At 72.6% G+C, this 18,272-nt stretch carries 15 protein-coding genes; 9 read left to right on the forward strand and 6 right to left on the reverse strand.

The genetic code is table 11. The features are described from left to right. Positions 1 to 174: 174 nt before the first annotated feature. The 5 genes from ACFVU3_RS38900 (at position 175) to hemB (ending at position 6,096) form a co-directional block, all read left to right on the forward strand. Entirely contained in the window at positions 175 to 954 is a 780-nt protein-coding gene (locus tag ACFVU3_RS38900) for a redox-sensing transcriptional repressor Rex (protein WP_390073524.1), read from the forward strand. Continuing rightward, positions 951 to 2,306 carry a glutamyl-tRNA reductase gene (locus ACFVU3_RS38905; protein WP_390073525.1) on the forward strand — a complete coding sequence of 452 codons (1,356 nt, stop codon included), beginning with the start codon at positions 951 to 953 and terminating at the stop codon, positions 2,304 to 2,306. Before ACFVU3_RS38900 ends, ACFVU3_RS38905 begins: the two co-directional genes overlap by 4 nt. Then, positions 2,303 to 3,289, forward strand: coding sequence for a hydroxymethylbilane synthase (hemC, locus tag ACFVU3_RS38910; protein WP_390073526.1), 987 nt, complete (start codon positions 2,303 to 2,305; stop codon positions 3,287 to 3,289). Before ACFVU3_RS38905 ends, hemC begins: the two co-directional genes overlap by 4 nt. Further along, positions 3,286 to 4,956: a uroporphyrinogen-III synthase gene (locus tag ACFVU3_RS38915; protein ID WP_390073527.1), complete on the forward strand. Its 1,671-nt coding sequence runs from the start codon at positions 3,286 to 3,288 to the stop codon at positions 4,954 to 4,956. The genes hemC and ACFVU3_RS38915 overlap by 4 nt, the downstream gene beginning before the upstream one ends. A 135-nt stretch (positions 4,957 to 5,091) precedes the next feature. Beyond that, a complete protein-coding gene (hemB, locus tag ACFVU3_RS38920) occupies positions 5,092 to 6,096 on the forward strand; it encodes a porphobilinogen synthase (RefSeq protein WP_390073528.1) in 1,005 nt (334 codons plus the stop codon). A 61-nt stretch (positions 6,097 to 6,157) separates the two neighbouring features. Here the strand turns inward: hemB and ACFVU3_RS38925 are convergent, their stop codons facing one another. Further along, a complete protein-coding gene (locus ACFVU3_RS38925) occupies positions 6,158 to 7,018 on the reverse strand; it encodes a DUF4253 domain-containing protein (protein ID WP_390073529.1) in 861 nt (286 codons plus the stop codon). Between the two features lie 113 nt (positions 7,019 to 7,131). Between ACFVU3_RS38925 and ACFVU3_RS38930 the strand changes: the two genes are divergently transcribed. Next, positions 7,132 to 7,404, forward strand: coding sequence for a DUF1876 domain-containing protein (locus tag ACFVU3_RS38930; RefSeq protein WP_376601965.1), 273 nt, complete (start codon positions 7,132 to 7,134; stop codon positions 7,402 to 7,404). A 42-nt stretch (positions 7,405 to 7,446) separates the two neighbouring features. Here ACFVU3_RS38930 and ACFVU3_RS38935 read toward each other — a convergent pair whose 3' ends face one another. Beyond that, entirely contained in the window at positions 7,447 to 8,163 is a 717-nt protein-coding gene (locus tag ACFVU3_RS38935) for a DUF4232 domain-containing protein (protein ID WP_390073530.1), read from the reverse strand. 273 nt (positions 8,164 to 8,436) lie between these two features. Between ACFVU3_RS38935 and ACFVU3_RS38940 the strand changes: the two genes are divergently transcribed. Further along, the gene (locus tag ACFVU3_RS38940) at positions 8,437 to 9,696 is read left to right on the forward strand and encodes a helix-turn-helix domain-containing protein (protein WP_390073531.1); all 1,260 of its coding nucleotides are present in this window, start codon (positions 8,437 to 8,439) and stop codon (positions 9,694 to 9,696) included. 19 nt (positions 9,697 to 9,715) lie between these two features. Here the strand turns inward: ACFVU3_RS38940 and argS are convergent, their stop codons facing one another. Next, positions 9,716 to 11,479, reverse strand: coding sequence for an arginine--tRNA ligase (argS, locus tag ACFVU3_RS38945; protein WP_390073532.1), 1,764 nt, complete (start codon positions 11,477 to 11,479; stop codon positions 9,716 to 9,718). A gap of 246 nt (positions 11,480 to 11,725) precedes the next feature. Here argS and lysS point away from each other — a divergent pair, with 246 nt between their 5' ends. Further along, a complete protein-coding gene (gene lysS / locus ACFVU3_RS38950; RefSeq protein ID WP_390073533.1) occupies positions 11,726 to 13,447 on the forward strand; it encodes a lysine--tRNA ligase in 1,722 nt (573 codons plus the stop codon). A 70-nt stretch (positions 13,448 to 13,517) separates the two neighbouring features. Here lysS and ACFVU3_RS38955 read toward each other — a convergent pair whose 3' ends face one another. The 3 genes from ACFVU3_RS38955 to ACFVU3_RS38965 all read right to left on the reverse strand — a co-directional run bounded on the left by ACFVU3_RS38955 (position 13,518) and on the right by ACFVU3_RS38965 (position 16,870). Next, positions 13,518 to 14,879 (reverse strand): DUF2637 domain-containing protein, encoded by a 1,362-nt coding sequence (locus tag ACFVU3_RS38955; protein ID WP_390073534.1) that lies wholly within the window; start codon positions 14,877 to 14,879, stop codon positions 13,518 to 13,520. Positions 14,880 to 15,100: 221 nt separating this feature from the next. Then, positions 15,101 to 15,841, reverse strand: coding sequence for a DUF3558 domain-containing protein (locus ACFVU3_RS38960; protein ID WP_390073535.1), 741 nt, complete (start codon positions 15,839 to 15,841; stop codon positions 15,101 to 15,103). Between the two features lie 123 nt (positions 15,842 to 15,964). After that, complete coding sequence (locus tag ACFVU3_RS38965; protein ID WP_390073536.1) at positions 15,965 to 16,870, reverse strand: DUF3558 domain-containing protein; 906 nt, start codon at positions 16,868 to 16,870, stop codon at positions 15,965 to 15,967. A gap of 174 nt (positions 16,871 to 17,044) precedes the next feature. Between ACFVU3_RS38965 and ACFVU3_RS38970 the strand changes: the two genes are divergently transcribed. Continuing rightward, on the forward strand, positions 17,045 to 18,238 hold the full coding sequence (locus tag ACFVU3_RS38970; RefSeq protein ID WP_390073537.1) for an RtcB family protein: 1,194 nt from the start codon (positions 17,045 to 17,047) through the stop codon (positions 18,236 to 18,238). The last annotated feature ends 34 nt before the right edge of the window (positions 18,239 to 18,272 follow it).

Genomic DNA, 18,272 nt, shown 5'->3' on the forward strand with positions numbered 1-18,272 from the left:
GCGCCGTGGGACGGTTCCACGGCGGCGAGAACCGGTCGCGTGACCCCGGTCACTTTGGCCGGACAAAACGGACACCATCTTTGTGCACGCGTTCACAAAGACATAGCCTGCATTCGACGGGGCGGTCTTGGGACGCATGGCCGCCTGCAGCCCCGCTCATCCCGCAGGAGCACCGTGGCAACTGGCCGAACTCACCGACCGGCGACCCGTAGCCGAGGAATTCCCGAGGCCACCGTCGCCCGCCTTCCGCTGTATCTGCGCGCCCTGACCGCGCTGTCGGAGCGCTCCGTACCCACGGTCTCCTCCGAGGAGCTCGCGGCCGCGGCCGGAGTCAACTCCGCGAAGCTGCGGAAGGACTTCAGCTACCTCGGCTCGTACGGCACCCGCGGTGTCGGCTACGACGTCGAGTACCTCGTCTACCAGATCTCCCGCGAGCTCGGCCTGACCCAGGACTGGCCCGTCGTGATCGTCGGCATCGGTAACCTCGGCGCCGCGCTCGCCGGTTACGGCGGCTTCGCCTCCCGTGGTTTCCGCGTCGCCGCGCTCATCGACGCCGACCCCGCCATGACCGGCAAGCCGGTCGCCGGGATCCCCGTCCAGCACAGCGACGACCTCGAGAAGATCATCGCCGAGGACGGCGTCTCCATCGGCGTCATCGCGACCCCGGCCGGCGTCGCCCAGGCGGTCTGCGACCGGCTCGTCGCCGCGGGCGTCACCTCCATCCTCAACTTCGCCCCGACCGTGCTCTCCGTGCCCGACGGCGTCGACGTGCGCAAGGTGGACCTCTCCATCGAGCTGCAGATCCTCGCCTTCCACGAGCAGCGGAAGGCCGGCGAGGAGCCGGGCGAGGACACCGCCCCGCCGGCCGCCGCGCCGCCGGCCGCGACCCGCACCACCGCCGAGAGCGGCCGCAAGGGACCCGACGGGGACGTCCCCGCGGTGATGCCGGCATGAGCCTCCTCGTCGTCGGGCTGAGCCACCGCAGCGCTCCCGTCTCCATCCTGGAGCGGGCCTCGCTGCCCTCGGACACCCAGGCCAAGCTCCTCCAGGACACCCTCGCCGCCGAACCGGCCGCCGAGGCCACCGTCCTCGCCACCTGCAACCGCATCGAGCTCTACGCCGACGTGGACAAGTTCCACGCCGGTGTCGCCGAGCTCTCCACGCTGCTCGCCCAGCACAGTGGGGTCGGCCTGGAGGAGCTCACCCCCTACCTCTACGTGCACTACGAGGACCGGGCCGTCCACCACCTCTTCTCGGTGGCCTGCGGCCTCGACTCCATGGTCGTCGGCGAGGGCCAGATCCTCGGCCAGATCAAGGACGCCCTCGCCCTCGGCCAGGACCTGCACACCGCCGGCCGGCTCCTCAACGACCTCTTCCAGCAGTCCCTGCGGGTCGGCAAGCGCGCCCACAGCGAGACCGGCATCGACCGGGCCGGGCAGTCGCTCGTCACCTTCGGCCTGGAGCAGCTGGCCCAGGGCGCCGACGTCGAAGGCTGGGCGCGGGGCAAGCGCGCCCTCGTCATCGGCGCCGGCTCCATGTCCTCCCTGGCCGCCGCGACCCTCGCCCGCGCCGGCGTCGCCGAGATCGTCATCGCCAACCGCACCCTCTCCCGCGCCGAGCGGCTCGCCGAGATCCTCGCCGAGCCCGGTGGTACGGGCGTGGCCGCGCGCGCGGCCGAGATGGTTGCCGTCGGCGACGAACTGGGCCGCGCGGACGTCGTCGTCTCCTGCACCGGCGCCACCGGGCTCGTCCTCGCCGGCGACGCGATCGAGGACGCCGCCGCGGACCGCGACGAGCCCCTGTACCTGCTCGACCTCGCCATGCCCCGCGACATCGACGCCGCCGCCCACCGGATCCCCGGGGTCCGGCTCGTCGACATCGAGTCCCTCGCCGACGCCTCCGCCGACGCCCCCATGGCCTCCGACGTCGACCAGGTCCGCGGCATCGTCTCCGACGAGGTCGCCGCCTTCGGCGCCGCCCAGCGCGCCGCCCACATCACCCCGACCGTGGTCGCCCTGCGCACCATGGCCGCCGACGTGGTGGCCAGCGAGGTCGCCCGCCTGGAAGGCCGCCTCCCCGGCCTCGACGACAAGCAGCGCGCCGAGATCACCCAGACCGTGCGCCGCGTCGTCGACAAGCTCCTGCACGCGCCGACCGTGCGGGTCAAGCAGCTGGCCAGCGAGCCCGGCGGCGCCGGGTACGCGGACGCGCTGCGGACACTCTTCGACCTCGACCCGGAGACGGTGGCTTCCGTCTCCCGGGCCGACCTGAATGACGCCGACGTCAAGAACCGAGGGCGAGTATGACCGAGAGGGCACTGAGGCTCGGGACCAGGCGCAGCAAGCTCGCCATGGCCCAGTCCGGCCACGTGGCCGACGCGGTCCGGCAGCTGACCGGCCGGCCCGTCGAGCTCGTGGAGATCACCACGTACGGGGACACCTCCCGTGAGCACCTCGCGCAGATCGGCGGCACCGGCGTCTTCGTCGCCGCCCTGCGCGACGCGCTGCTCGACGGCGAGGTCGACTTCGCCGTCCACTCCCTGAAGGACCTGCCGACCGCGCAGCACCCCGACCTGGTGCTGGCCGCGATCCCGCGGCGCGAGGACCCGCGCGACGTCCTCATCGCGGGCGAGGGCCTCTCCCTCGACCGGCTGCCCGCGGGCGCCCGCGTCGGCACCGGCTCGCCGCGCCGCATGGCCCAGCTGCACGCGTACGCCCGCAGCCACGGCCTCGACCTGACCTGCGTCCCGATCCGCGGCAACGTCGACACCCGCGTCGGCTACGTCCGCAAGGGCGAGCTGGACGCCGTCGTCCTCGCCGCGGCCGGACTCAACCGCATCGGCGGCACCGAGGAACTCCTCGGCGGCCTGTCGGCCGAGCACCTGCCGGTCGACTCCGTGCTGCCCGCCCCCGGCCAGGGTGCCCTGGCCGTCGAATGCCTGGCGTCGAACTCCGACCTCGTCGCCGCGCTCTCCGCTCTCGACGACCCGCACACGCGGGCCGCCGTGACCGCCGAGCGATCCCTGCTCGCCGCCCTCGAGGCCGGCTGCAGCGCACCCGTGGGCGCGCTCGCCGACATCCTCGCCGACGGTCCCGGTCACGGGCAGGTTGTCACCGAAATGCGCCTGCGCGGCGTCGTCGGCACCACCGACGGCTCGACGCTGGTGCAGCTGTCCACCACCGGTCCCGTTCCCACCTCGTACGACGAGGCGGCGGCGCTCGGACGCGAACTCGCGGCCGAGATGCTCGCCAAGGGTGCGGCCGGTCTTATGGGGGAGCGAGCACTTTGAGCCCCACCAGCCCGACCACCAGCCCCGTGTCCCCCGTCTTCGCGGGCCACGGCCACGTCACCTTCCTCGGCGCAGGCCCAGGCGACCCCGGACTCCTGACCCTGCGGGCCGTCGAGGCCCTGGCCGGAGCGGACGTCCTGATCGCCGAGCCGGAGGTCCTCGACGTCGTCCGCGGCCATGCGCGCGCGGGCGTGAGCACGCCTGAGCTGACGGTTGTTGACGAGGCGTCAACAGCCGCCGGTGTCCCCGTGTTGAGGGATGCGGCCAATCTTGTCATGGAGGCCGCGCGCGGCGGCAGGCGGGTCGTCCGTGCGGTGACCGGCGACCCCGGTCTCGACGGCAACGCCGGCGCCGAGATGCTGGCCTGCGCCACCGCGGGCATCCCCTTCGAGGTCGTCCCCGGCGTCGCGACCGTGGTCGGCGTGCCCGCGTACGCCGGTGTGCCGCTCCGCGACGAGCAGGGCACCGACGTCCGCTTCGTCGACGCGCGGACCGCCGACGACCGCTGCTGGGCCGAGGTCGGAGCCTCCGACGGCACCGTCGTCGTGTCCACCTCGCTGGACGCGGTCGCCGCGGCCGCCGGTGAACTGGTGGCCGCGGGCCGCAAGCCGGACACCCCGCTCACCGTCACCATCGCCGGCACCACCACCCGCCAGCGGACCTGGAACGCGACCCTCGGGACGATCGCCCAGGTCTTCAAGCAGGGCAAGGTGCTCCCCTCGCCCGAGGGCCACCGGCCGGTCATAGCCGTGGTCGGCGAGCGCAGCGCCCCGGCGCAGCGCGACCAGCTCTCGTGGTTCGAGTCCAAGCCGCTCTTCGGCTGGCGGGTGCTCGTGCCGCGCACCAAGGAGCAGGCCGCGTCGCTCTCCGACCAGCTGCGCTCGTACGGTGCCGTGCCGCACGAGGTGCCGACCATCGCGGTCGAGCCGCCGCGGACCCCGCAGCAGATGGAGCGGGCCGTGAAGGGGCTCGTCACGGGGCGCTACGAGTGGATCGCCTTCACCTCGGTCAACGCGGTCAAGGCCGTGCGCGAGAAGTTCGAGGAGTACGGGCTCGACGCCCGCGCCTTCGCCGGGATCAAGGTCGCGGCGGTGGGCGAGCAGACGGCCGCGGCGCTCGTCGACTTCGGCGTGAAGCCGGACCTCGTGCCGTCGGGCGAGCAGTCCGCCGCGGGTCTGCTGGAGGACTGGCCGCCGTACGACCCGGTCTTCGACCCGATCGACCGCGTCTTCCTGCCGCGCGCCGACATCGCGACCGAGACCCTCGTCGCGGGGCTCATCGAGCTCGGCTGGGAGGTCGACGACGTCACGGCCTACCGGACCGTGCGCGCGTCGCCGCCGCCGGCCGACACCCGCGAGGCGATCAAGGGCGGCGGCTTCGACGCGGTGCTCTTCACCTCGTCGTCGACCGTGCGGAACCTCGTCGGCATCGCCGGCAAGCCGCACAACGTGACCGTGATCGCCTGTATCGGGCCCGCCACGGCCAAGACCGCCGAGGAGCACGGGCTGCGGGTCGACGTGCTCTCCCCCGAGCCGTCCGTCCACAAGCTGGCCGAGGCGCTGGCGGAGTTCGGGCTGCGGCGGCGGGAGGCGGCGCTGGAGGCGGGCGATCCCGTCACGCGGCCGAGCGAGCGGCGGCCGGGTGCGCGGAGGCGGCGCACGACGTAACGCGGCGCGCCTCCCGCGGGACGGTGCTCTTCAGGCGCGGGTCCTCCTTCACGGGGGGCCCGCGCCGTTTCGTCGTGGTGGGGCGGCAACAGGGTGTCGGTAAGTGGGGGGTGGGGGCGGGCGTAGCCTCGGGGGATGAACTCGTATGGAAGCTTTCCGGGGGCGCGGCCACGGCGGCTGCGGACGACGCCCGCCATGCGGCGGATGGTGGCCGAGACCCGTCTGGACCCGGCCGACCTGATCCTGCCCGCGTTCGTGCGCGAGGGCGCCGCCGCGCCCGTGCCGATCGGCGCGATGCCCGGGGTCGTCCAGCACACGCGGGACACCCTGCGGAAGGCCGCGGTGGAGGCCCTGGAGGCGGGAGTCTCCGGGATCATGCTGTTCGGCGTGCCGGAGGACGGCAAGAAGGACGGGCTCGGTACGGCCGGGACCGATCCGGACGGGATCCTCCAGGTCGCCATCCGGGACGTGCGGGCCGAGGTCGGCGACGAGCTCGTGATCATGTCGGACCTCTGCCTCGACGAGTACACCGACCACGGCCACTGCGGCGTCCTCGACGAGGACGGCCGGGTCGACAACGACGCGACCCTGGAGCGGTACGCCGAGATGGCGCAGGTCCAGGCCGACGCCGGCGTCCACGTCGTCGGGCCCTCCGGGATGATGGACGGCCAGGTCGGTGTCGTCCGGGACGCGCTGGACACCATCGGCAAGGAGGACGTGTCGATCCTCGCGTACACCGCGAAGTACTCCTCCGCCTTCTACGGCCCCTTCCGCGAGGCCGTCGGCTCGTCCCTCCAGGGCGACCGGAAGACCTACCAGCAGGACCCCGCCAACCTCCGCGAGTCGATGCGCGAGCTGGCGCTGGACCTGGAGGAGGGCGCGGACATGGTGATGGTGAAGCCGGCCGGGCCCTACCTGGACGTGCTCGCGAAGGTCGCCGGGTCCGTGGACGTGCCGGTCGCCGCGTACCAGATCAGCGGTGAGTACGCGATGGTCGAGGCCGCCGCCGAGAAGGGCTGGATCGACCGCGACAAGGCGATCATGGAGACCCTCACCGGCATCCGCCGGGCGGGCGCGCAGATGATCCTCACCTACTGGGCCACCGAGGTCGCGCAGAAGCTGTCCGCCGGGCGGCGCTGACACGGCCAGGGCGTTTCTTCCGGATCACGCTGCGAGCCCGGCAGGATCCGGAAGGCACGGCCTAGTCCCACCAGAAGGTCCACACCGGGACGTCCAGCAGCATCGTGCGCGCGTAGTCGCGCAGGGTGCTGGAGGACCCCTGGGTGATGTTGTCGGGGCAGAAGGCGAAGTGTTCCGCCGCCAGGGCCTCGGCCTCCTCCGCCGTGCGGGGCGGCGCCGCCACCGAGACCAGCAGCCGGCTGGGGGTGAGGGCGACGACCCGGGCGCCGAAGCGGTCCTCCCAGGAGCGCAGCACCGCGGACAGGCGGGCCACGTCGTTCTCGTGGTTCAGCGGTCCTGTCCAGCCGATGGCCGCCGGTATGTCGGCGCTGCGCCGCGCCCGGACAAGCGCCGGATGGGCCGCCGTCAGCCAGGTGCCCGGCTCCGTGAGCGCCTCGGCGATCCCGGCCGCCGCTCGGTCCGGGTCGGTGCGCGGGGGCTGCGCCGGGGCCAGGCCGGGCCAGCCCGCGGCGAACGGGGCCACGATCTCCTCGTACCCGGGCTGCTCGCCGAACAGCGCCTCCACGGCGGCGGTCACGGCGGGGTCCCGCTCCTCCTCCGGTATCTCCGAGGCCGCGCGGTCGGCCCAGAACCCGGAGAGGACCTCGTCGGCGTCGTGGTCGGCGGGGTCGCTCATCATCTCCGGCATGAGCCGCCACCCCTCCGGGGCGCAGTGCCCCTCCAGCAGGACCGGCAGCAGCCCCGCCGTGCGGGCCGCCGGGCGCAGCGCCGCCCAGGTGGCGGGGCCGGCCGGATCGAGGCCCGACCAGAGGTACGGGTCGTCCGCCGGGCCGGCCAGCGTGCCGGGCGGCAGGTCCAGGCCGAGGGAACGGCCGGTCGGGTCGGACACGAGCTGGGGCAGCCGGTTCGGGATCATCGCCATGACGGGAACGTACGGGGCCCCACCGACAACGGCCCGGGCGAGTGGTGGGGGCGCACGCCACGGCGCACCCTGGAGAGGTACCCGACAGGTACCTCCCGGAGGTGGTCCTCATGATGAACACGCTCGTCGGATGGCATGTCGACATGGAGTTCAAGGAGGAGGGCGACCGGACGCGGGCGGCGGCCATGGTGCGGCTCTCGGACGGCTCCGAGTTCCGGGCCCACGGCACCGCCCACCGCCACCCCTCCGATCCGGAACAGCTGCGGGTCGGCGAGGAGATCGCCGGGGCGCGCGCCCTGATGGACCTGGCCTCGCAGCTCCTGCAGAAGGCGCACGCGGAGATCGACGAGGCGTCGGGGCGGACGTCGTACCCGATCAACCGGTAGTGGCGGAGGTCCGGGCCGGCCGGTGGAGGCGGAGGTCCGGGCTCAGTACTGGAGGGCGTCCTCCAGCTCCCGCTGCCAGTACGAGACGGCGGCGCCGTCGTCCACGTACGTGCCCTCCGGCGCCGCCACCGTCACCATGCTGTCCGTGGTCAGGTTCACCTTGATCGTGCGGACGGTCGTGCCGTGCGTGTCCCCGCCCGGTTCTCCCGTCAGGATCAGGGACGCGTAGGCCGACTCGCGGGGCATCAGCGTCACCACGGCCTGCGGCTTGCTCTCCTCCACGATCCTGATCGGCGCCTGGCTGTCGTCGAAGCCGACGAGGGGCGCGCCCACGGCGTCGCAGGGGCGGCCGCCGATGTTCGTGACGGTCAGGGCCAGGTGGTTGATCGGGCGGCTGACCTTGCTGGCGACGACCTTCACGTCCCCGGCGGCGCAGGTGCGGCGCACGGGGCCGTCGTCGGTGGGCCGGGCGGTGGGTGTCCCGGCCGTCGGCCGGGCCGCCGTGGTGCGGGCGGGGGCGGGGGTGGCGGACGCGGGAGTGGTGGCCGCGGGCGGGGCGGTGGTGGGCGCGGACTCCCGCGGGGCGGTCGGCGTCGGGCCGGCGGACGTCGGGGCCGGCGCCGGGGCGCTGGTGGCCAGCGGCGGCTTCTCGGCGGTGGGGGCGGCCGTGTCCGGGTCGGACGACTGGCAGGCCGTGAGGGTGAGCGCCGCGGCCAGTGCGGCGGCGGGCAGGGCGAGGCGGCGGGCGGAGATGCGCATGGTGGTTCCCCCGTGGGTGGTCCGGCGACGGTCGGTCAGTGGCTGTCGAGCAGGGTGATCACGATCGCGGTGCAGATGATCAGCACCGTCAGTGCCAGGGCGTCGGTGACGCGGCTGTTCGGCATGGCTCCATGCTGCGAGCCGGTGTGACGCCGTGTCGATCGGCGCGGGACAATGAGAAACGCTGGAACGCTTCCACCCCCGGTGACCTGGGGAGACACAACGTGCCCGGAACGCGTTCCTGGGACGCCGACGGTGACGGGGGAGCGACGGATGGACACCGGGGACCGGTTCGCCGGGCTGCTGAAGGAACTCAAGGAGCGGTCGGGGCTGAGCTACGGCGCCCTCGCCAAACGCCTCCACGTCAGCACCTCCACCCTCCACCGGTACTGCAACGGCGACGCCGTCCCGACCGACTTCGCCCCCGTGGAACGGCTCGGGCGGCTGTGCGGGGCCTCACGGGAGGAGCTCGTCGCGCTCCACCGCGCCTGGATCGTCGCCGACGAGACCCGGGGGCGGAGCGGTGAGCCGGGGGAGCGGGGCGGGGGCGAGGAGGTCCCCGCCGACGCCGCCGGAGCCGTGGATCCCGGCCCTGCCGAGCCCGCTGGGCCCGCTGAGGCTGCCGGGCCTGCTGAGGCTGCTGGGTCCGCTCCCGCTGAAGCTGCCGAGCCCGCCGGGACGTCCGGGTCTGCCGGGTCTGCCGGGGCGGCTGGGCCCGCCGGGGCCGACGCGACCGTCGAGCCCGTCGTCGTGGTGACGGAGGTGGCCGCGGCCGGTGCCGTGCCGCCCTCCCGGGCGCGGTTCAGGAGCGCCCTCGCGGCCGTGGCCGTCGTCGCGCTCGCCGTGCCGGGGGCCTACCTCGTGTCGCGGGACGGGGAGAAGGAACCGCGCGCGGGCTCCGCCGCGCCCACCGCGCCCGCCCCGCTGAACGCCGGCATCAGCTCGTACAACTGGGCCGAGCCCTGCGGCCAGCTCTACGTCCTCGACCAGAAGCCGGAGCACGTGCCGCCGCCGCCCCCGCCGCAGGACACCCGCGCGTGGGGCCGCGCGCTCGGCGGGATCGACGGCGGGCACATGCAGCTCCAGGTCACCGTCACCGGACGCACCCAGGAACCGGTCGTGCTGTCGCGGCTCCACGTCCGGGTCGTCGAACGCGAGCGGCCGCCCGCGCACGGCGCGTACTCCATGGGCGACGGCTGCGGCAGCGGGATCACCCCGCAGACCTTCGGCGTCGATCTCGACGCGCCCCGGCCGTACGTGAAGCCCGTCGCCGGACAGGACGGGGACCGGATCGTGCCCGCGAAGGACTTCCCCTACCAGGTCGCCACCGGAAACGCGCAGGTCCTCAACCTCGACGTCCACACCGAGGAGTACGCCGTCGCCTGGTACCTGGAGCTGGACTGGAGCACCGGCGACCGGAAGGGGACCGTACGGATCGACGACGGCGGCAGGCCGTTCCGCACCAGCGCGATCGAGGGCCGTACGGTCTACGGCTACTGGGCCGACAAGGGCGAGTGGGTCGCTCAGGAGTGACCCGCCCGCCCCGGCGGCGTCAGAGGCGCTCGGGGGCCTTGATGCCGAGCAGCGCCATGCCCTGGTGGAGCGTGCGGGCGGTCACGTCGCAGAGGAAGAGGCGGTTCTCCACCTGCGCCGGGGTGTCCGCCTTGAGGACGGGGCACTCCGAGTAGAACGTCGTGTACAGCGAGGCCAGCTGGTACAGGTACGCGGCCAGCTTGTGCGGCGCGTACTCCGCGGCGGTCTCCGCGATCGCCTCGCCGAAGCCGTCCACGTGCAGGCCGAGGGCCCGCTCGGACGGCGCCAGCTCCAGCTCCGCGTGGGCGGCCGGCTTCGCGTCCCCGGCCTTCCGCAGGATCGACTGGATACGGGCGTACGCGTACTGGAGGTACACCGACGTGTCGCCGTTGAGCGACACCATCTGGTCCAGGTCGAACTTGTAGTCACGGGCCGCCGAGGTCGACAGGTCCGCGTACTTCACCGCGCCGATGCCCACCTGGGCGCCCCGCTCGGCGATCTCGTCCTCGGTGAGGTCCTGGGCCTTCTCGCGGACCACGGCCGAAGCCCGGTCGATCGCCTCGTCCAGCAGGTCCACCAGCCGGACCGTCTCGCCCTCACGCGTCTTGAACGGCTTGCCGTCCTTGCCGAGGACCGTGCCGAAGGCCAGCTGGACGGCCTTCACCTCGTCGTTCAGCCAGCCGGCCCGGCGGGCCGTCTCGAAGACCATCTTGAAGTGCAGCGACTGGCGGGCGTCCACCACGTACAGCAGCGTCGACGCCTTCAGGTTCCGCACCCGGTCGCGGATGGCGGACAGGTCCGTCGCCGCGTAGCCGAAGCCGCCGTCGGACTTCTGGACGATCAGCGGGACCGGGTTGCCGTCCGGGCCCTTGACGTCGTCGAAGAACACGCACAGCGCGCCCTCCGAGCGGACCGCGACACCCGACTCCTCAAGGAGCCGGCAGGTCTCCTGCAGCATCTCGTTGTAGCCGGACTCGCCGACGATGTCGGGGTCCCGGATGTCCATGTCGAGCTTCTCGAAGACCGAGTAGAAGTAGATCTTCGACTCGTCCACGAACCGCTGCCACAGGGCGAGCGTCTCCTCGTCACCGGCCTGGAGGTCCACCACCCGGGCACGTGCCCGGGTCTTGAACTCCTCGTCGGTGTCGAAGAGCGCGCGGGACGCCTTGTACAGCCGGTTCAGGTTGGACATGGCCTCCTCGCCGGAGATCTCCACGCCCTCGGCCTTGTGGTCCAGCTCGTGCGGGTGCTCGATCAGGTACTGGATGAGCATGCCGAACTGGGTGCCCCAGTCGCCGATGTGGTGCCTGCGGACCACGGTCTCGCCCGTGAACTCCAGGATCTCCACCATCGCCGCGCCGATCACCGCCGAACGGAGGTGGCCGACGTGCATCTCCTTCGCCACGTTCGGCTGCGCGTAGTCGATGACCGTCGTGCCCGCCGACCCGTTCAGCGGCACGCCCAGGCGCGCGTCGGCGGCGCGGGCCGCCAGCGTCTCCACGATGGCCGCGTCCGACACCGTGATGTTGAGGAAGCCGGGGCCCGAGACCTCGATCTCCTTCAGCACGTCGTTCGCCGGGATCGCGTCGACGACCTTCGTCGCCAGCTCACGCGGATTGCCCTTGAGCCGCTTCGCCAGCGCCAGGATGCCGTTGGCCTGGAAGTCGGCCCGGTCGCTTCGTCGCAGCAGCGGGTCGGCGGAGCCGGCCTCCGGCAGGGCTGCCGAGAGACCTTCCGCGAGGCGCTGCTGCACGGTCGAAGCGAGGGAAGGGACCGAGGCCATGAGCTTCCGTTCCTGTTGTGTCGTGTCCGGGTGTCCCGGTGGTCTATTTCGCTTGTCAAGTGTCCCATGGGTGGGCAACGTGTTTTCCCCGACCGTCCCCCGGCTGTGGACATGTCCCGCCCGAGGAGAATCCCGCCTGTGGACAACCTCTGAGCGCCCGGTTCCGTCTGGGACAATGGCAGACGTAGGGCCTTGAAGGCTCCGAGGGACTTCCCGCAAGGATCTGGAAAGAAGGACGTACCGACCGTGGCTCAGAGCAGCACCGAGACCGACTGGGTCTCCCGTTTCGCGGACGAGGTCATCACCGAGTCGGAGCGACGTGCGCCTGGCAAACCGGTCGTCGTCGCCTCCGGCCTCTCCCCCTCCGGCCCGATCCACCTCGGCAACCTGCGCGAGGTCATGACCCCGCACCTGGTCGCCGACGAGATCCGCCGCCGCGGGTACACCGTCCGCCACCTCATCTCGTGGGACGACTACGACCGCTACCGCAAGGTGCCCAACGGCATCGAGGGCATCGACGAGTCCTGGGCCGACCACATCGGCAAGCCCCTGACCGCGGTCCCCGCCCCCGCCGGCTCGCCCCACGCCAACTGGGCCGAGCACTTCAAGGCCGCCATGGTCGAGGCGCTGGCCGAGCTGGGCGTCGAGTACGACCCGATCAGCCAGACGGAGCAGTACACCTCCGGCGTCTACCGCGAGCAGATCCTGCACGCCATGCGCCGCCGCGGCGACATCGACGCCATCCTCGACCAGTACCGGACGAAGAAGGCGCCCAAGAAGCAGTCCCAGAAGCCGGTCGACGAGGCCGAGCTGGAGGCCGCCGAGGGCTCCGGCGCGGCCGGCGAGGACGACGGCTCCGGCGGCGGCGCCGGCTACTTCCCGTACAAGCCCTACTGCGGGCAGTGCGGCAAGGACTTCACCACCGTCACCGGCTACGACGACGACACCACCGAGCTGAGCTACACCTGCACCACCTGCGGCTTCGCCGAGACCGTCAAGCTCAGCGAGTTCAACCGCGGCAAGCTGGTGTGGAAGGTCGACTGGCCCATGCGCTGGGCCTACGAGGGCGTCATCTTCGAGCCCTCCGGCGTCGACCACTCCTCGCCGGGCTCGTCCTTCCAGGTCGGCGGCCAGATCGTCACCCTCTTCGACGGCGTCCAGCCCATCGGCCCCATGTACGCCTTCGTCGGCATCAGCGGCATGGCCAAGATGTCGTCCTCGAAGGGCGGCGTCCCCACCGCGGCCGACGCGCTGGAGATCATGGAGCCGCAGCTGCTCCGCTGGCTCTACGCCCGCCGCAAGCCCAACCAGTCCTTCAAGATCGCCTTCGACCAGGAGATCCAGCGGCTCTACGACGAGTGGGACAAGCTGGAGGCCAAGGTCGCCGACGGCACCGTGCTGCCCGCCGACGCCGCCGCCCACGCGCGTGCCGCCCGCACCGCGGCCGGCGAGCTGCCGCGCACCCCGCGCCCGCTCCCGTACCGCACCCTCGCCTCGGTCGCCGACATCACCGCCGGCCACGACGAGCAGACCCTCCGGATCCTCACCGACCTCGACCCGGAGTCCCCGGTCACCTCGCTCGACGAGGTCCGGCCGCGCCTCGACCGCGCCGAGAACTGGATCACCACCCAGGTCCCGGCCGACCAGCGCACCATCGTCCGCGAGGAGCCCGACACCGAGCTCCTCGGCTCGCTGGACGACGAGGGCCGCGAGTCCCTGCGCCTCCTCCTGGAGGGCCTGGACAGCCACTGGTCCCTCGACGGCCTGACCACCCTGGTCTACGGCGTCCCGAAGGTCATGGCCGGCCTCACCCCCGAGGCGAAGCCCACCCCGGAGCTGAAGGTCGCCCAGCGCTCCTTCTTCGCCCTCCTCTACAAGCTCCTCGTGAGCCGCGAGACGGGCCCCCGCCTGCCCACCCTGCTCCTCGCCGTCGGCGCGGACCGGGTGCGCAAGCTGCTCGGCGCGTGACCTGACGCACGAAGGGCCGCCCCCGGTCACGGGGGCGGCCCTTCGTGCGTGTGCGCGCGACGCGGGCGCGTCAGGAGGGGTCGAACTCCTGCATCTCCTCGCGGACGCGCTCCTGCACCTCCGGGGTGACCAGCTGGAGCAGGTCGGACTGGGGCGCCGGGAGCTGCTGGAAGCCGTACGCCTCCGCCACCATCTGATCCAGCTCGAACGGGGTCGGGAAGCGCTCGTTCTCCTGCACGAAGCCGTACGTCACCTTGTAGGCGATCTCCCGGAACTCCTCCATCTGCGGGTCGGGCGGCTGGAGCGGGTCGGGCTGCTGCAGCACCCCGTACAGCTCCGGACGCGCCGACCCGGGCTCCTGGAGCCCCGGATCCGACGGCTCGGGCTCCGGCGGCGGGACGTCCCCGGGGACACCCTCGGGAGCGTTCTCCGCCCCCTGCTCCAGGACCTGCTCCCCGGCCTGCTCCGCCGCCTGCGCGGTGTACGAGCCCCCGTACCCCTCCGGGGTGACCTGCGGGGTGTCGAACCACGGGCTCTCGTGGTTCGGGTGCGCGGGTTCCTGGGGCTCCTGCGCCTGCTGGGCCTGGCCCTGCTGGGGCGTCGGGGCGGGGCCCTGCTGCGGCCGCTGTCCCGGAGCGGGCTGGGCCGTCGGGAGCTCCTGGAGGACCTGCGCCGGGGCCTGGACCACGGTCAGCGGCTGCGGGGTCTGGGCCGGGATCTGGGCCGCGGCCGGGTGCGGCGGGATGAGGACCGGCTCCACGCCGGCCGCCGCCAGACCCGCCGGGGCCGTCTCGGCGAGCGGAACGCCGTACCGGGCGAGGCGCAGCGGCATCAGCGCCTCCACCGGCGCCTTGCGGCGCCAGCCGCGCCCGAACCGGGCCTGGAGCCTGGCCTGGTAGATCAGCCGCTCCTGCTCCAGCTTGATCACCTGGTCGTACGAGCGCAGCTCCCACAGCTTCATCCGCCGCCACAGCCGGAACGTCGGCACCGGTGACAGCAGCCAGCGGGTCAGCCGCACCCCCTCCATGTGCTTGTCCGCGGTGATGTCCGCGATCCGGCCCACCGCGTGCCGCGCCGCCTCGACGGCGACCACGAACAGCACCGGGATGACCGCGTGCATGCCCACGCCCAGCGGGTCCGGCCAGGCGGCCGCGCCGTTGAACGCGATCGTCGCCGCCGTCAGGATCCAGGCCGTCTGCCGCAGCAGCGGGAACGGGATCCGCAGCCAGGTCAGCAGCAGGTCCAGTGCGAGCAGCACACAGATGCCCGCGTCGATGCCGATCGGGAAGAAGTACGAGAACGTACCGAACCCCTTCTGCACCGCCAGCTCGCGCACGGCCGCGTACGAACCCGCGAAACCGATCCCCGCGATGATCACCGCGCCGCCGATGACGAGCCCGATGAGTATGCGGTGTGTGCGTGTCAGCTCCATCGCGGCCACCCGCGATCCCCTCCCGTGATTCGACGTCTCGCGGGCCCCAGAGTGGCACACGTGAGCGAAGCCCGACCCCCTGGGGAGGGACGGGCTCCGCTCGTACACGCCTGTCTGTGTTGATTTGTGTCACTACCCGTGCGGCCGACCGGGGTTGGCCGACAGGGCCGGCGGGTAGGACCACCTGTTCGCCGCGGGCGACGACTCGGTGGTGGCGGCGCCTACTTGTCGGCCGCGGCCACCGCGGCGACGGCTTCCTTCGCCGCCTTTGTCGCGCCCTCGACGATCTTCTTCGCGTCCGGCGCGGGCGCGCCCGCGTACCCGGCGCCGTTGTACGACAGCAGCACCAGCACGTTGCCCGTACGCGCCACGACCGACGCGTACAGGAAGTCCTCGCCGGTCTTCCTGACGGTGTACGTCACCGTCTTGGCCTCGTCGCCGATGCCCGTCGTCGTCGCGGTGCTCATCTTCTTGGCGCCCGTGGTGGCCTGGACCTTGCCGAGCTCCTTGGCGAAGTTCTCCTGCGCCCGGGCCTGGCCGCTGCCCAGCGACACCTCGGAGTCGTACCGGTAGAACGACACGTCCAGCCAGCGGTACTGCGAGCCCTTGACGCCCTTGTCCTGGAGACCGTTCCAGGAGCAGCCGCCGCGGTGCGACAGGTCGGTGGAGGCGGCCTCCGTCCCCTTCGCGCTCTTGGCCTTCGGCACCAGCGCGGCCGTCGTCTTCGCCGTGACCGCCTTGCACGCCCGCGGCAGCTTCGCGAACTTCGCCGGCTCGACCGTCGGCGTCGGCGAGGGCGTCGCCGAGGCGGTGGCGGACGCCTTGCCCTGCGCCGCGCCGGTGTCACCGGAACCGTTTCCGCCGCCGCTTCCCGAGTCCGAGGAGCAGCCGGCGACGACGAGCATCACCGGGACGGCTGCGGCGGCGAGAATGCGGGTGAGTCGCGGAGCTGATCGCTGCATGGTTCCTTCAGTCGCTTGTCGTACGGCCGGCGCCGGTCGGCGGCCCCTGGCGGCCCTGGGTACGCCGACACGTTACGTGGTCCCCCGCCGCCCGGGGGGTCGCGCGGGGGACCGGGCGGCCGGCTACTCCTCCAGCCGGTCGGCCAGCAGCCGGGCCAGGTTCTGCGCCCTGTCCTGCAGTTCCTTGCTGTCCGGGGCCGCCGCCGGCCCGGTCGTCCGCTGCCGGTACTCGACGGTCACGATCACGTTCGATGTGCGGAACACCACGCTCACGACCCGCTGGTGACCGTTTCCGCCGGTCTTCCCGAGGGTGTCGTCGACGAACGCGATGTCGCCGAGCCCGCTCAGCGTCCGCGGCTCCAGACCGGTCGTCGCCGGCGCGGAGGGCGTGCCCGCGGCGGGGGGCGTGGCGCCGGCCGGGGCGTCGGCGGGCGGGGCGGTGGGGGTGCCGGCCGGGGACGTCGGCGCGGCCGGCGTGGTCGCCGTCGCGCCCGCGGGGGGCGTCGTGGGCGTGGAGGGACCGGCGGAGGTGGGCGTGGGGGCGGGCGTCTCCGGTACGACGATCCCGGCGGCGAGCTGCTTGCGGGTGTAGACCTCCTGCGCCCGGGCCGCGTCGCTGACCGTCTGGTCGTACGAGACCACCCGTTCCACGTCCAGGACCAGACGGTGCGAGCCGCCCTCGATGTCCGCGGTCCAGGTGCAGCCGACGCGCCGGTCGGTGTCGTACGTGACGGCGGCCGTGCCGCGCAGGGCCTTGGCGCGATCGGCGTCGGCCAGCGCGGCGGTGCCGGGCAGCAGCTCGCGCAGCGTGGCCTGGGGGACCGCGCCGCACGGCTCGAAGAGCGTGCGGTAGCGGCCGGGCGGCGCGACGGGCGCGGCGGCGGCGCCCGCCTTGGCGTCGAGGGTGACGTCCTCGGCGGTCTCGGCGGCGGAGCAGCCGGTCAGGGCGCCGAGCGTGACGGCGAGCCCGGCGCCGAGACCGAGGAGAGTGCCGGGAGCGCGACCGGGTGAGAACCTCTTTCGCTGCACCGTCCCAGGCTCCCTTCTCCCGAAGTCATTCCCGAAAACCCTTTGCCGCCCCCTGAAGGCGGATGGACACAATGTCTATCGCACACGCAGCCGTTGATGCCGGTCCGCCGTCACCTGTACGGGCTTTGGCTCCGGTTTTTGCGTTATCAGGCTTTTCGGGGGAATCGAGGGAGTATGTCGTACGTAGAGGTACCGGGTGCGCAGGTGCCCATCCGGATGTGGGCCGATCCTTCCACGGTGGAGGGCGGCGCGATGCAGCAGCTGCGGAACGTGGCGACGCTGCCGTGGATCAAGGGCCTCGCGGTCATGCCGGACGTGCATTACGGCAAGGGCGCGACGGTCGGCTCGGTCATCGCCATGAAGGACGCGGTCTGTCCGGCGGCGGTCGGCGTGGACATCGGCTGCGGCATGTCGGCCGTGAAGACCTCCCTGACGGCGGACGACCTTCCGGGTGACCTCTCCCGCCTCCGCTCGAAGATCGAGCAGGCCATCCCGGTCGGCCGCGGCATGCACCGCGAGGAGGTCGACCCGAAGCGCCTGTACCAGTTCCCGACGTCCGGCTGGGACGACTTCTGGTCGCGTTTCGACGGGGTGGCGGACGCGGTGAAGTTCCGGCGGGACCGGGCGGCGCTGCAGATGGGGACGCTCGGAGCGGGCAATCACTTCGTCGAGCTGTGCGTCGACACGACCGGCGCGGTGTGGCTGATGCTGCACTCGGGCTCCCGGAACATCGGCAAGGAGCTCGCCGAGCACCACATCGGCGTGGCGCAGAAGCTGCCGCACAACCAGGGGCTCGTCGACCGGGACCTGGCGGTCTTCGTGTCGGAGACCCCGCAGATGGCGGCCTACCGGCACGACCTCTTCTGGGCGCAGGAGTACGCGAAGCACAACCGCGCGATCATGATGGCGCTCTTCCAGGAGGTCGTCCGCAGGGAGTTCCGGAAGGCGAAGGTGACCTTCGATCCGGTGATCTCCTGCCACCACAACTACGTGGCGGAGGAGCGGTACGAGGGCATGGACCTGCTCGTCACCCGCAAGGGCGCGATCCGGGCCGGCTCCGGCGAGTTCGGCATCATCCCGGGCTCGATGGGCACCGGCTCGTACATCGTGAAGGGTCTCGGGAACGAGGCGTCGTTCAACTCGGCCTCGCACGGCGCCGGCCGGAAGATGAGCCGGAGCGCGGCGAAGCGGCGCTTCTCGACGCGGGACCTGGAGGAGCAGACGCGGGGCGTGGAGTGCCGCAAGGACTCCGGTGTCGTGGACGAGATCCCGGGCGCGTACAAGCCGATCGAGAAGGTCATCGAGCGGCAGACGGACCTCGTGGAGGTCGTCGCCAAGCTCAAGCAGGTCATCTGCGTGAAGGGCTGAGTGCCCGGAGCGGACACGGGGAGGGGGCCGGCGC

It is taken from the genome of Streptomyces sp. NPDC058052 (genome assembly GCF_042885515.1).
Classification (GTDB): domain Bacteria; phylum Actinomycetota; class Actinomycetes; order Streptomycetales; family Streptomycetaceae; genus Streptomyces.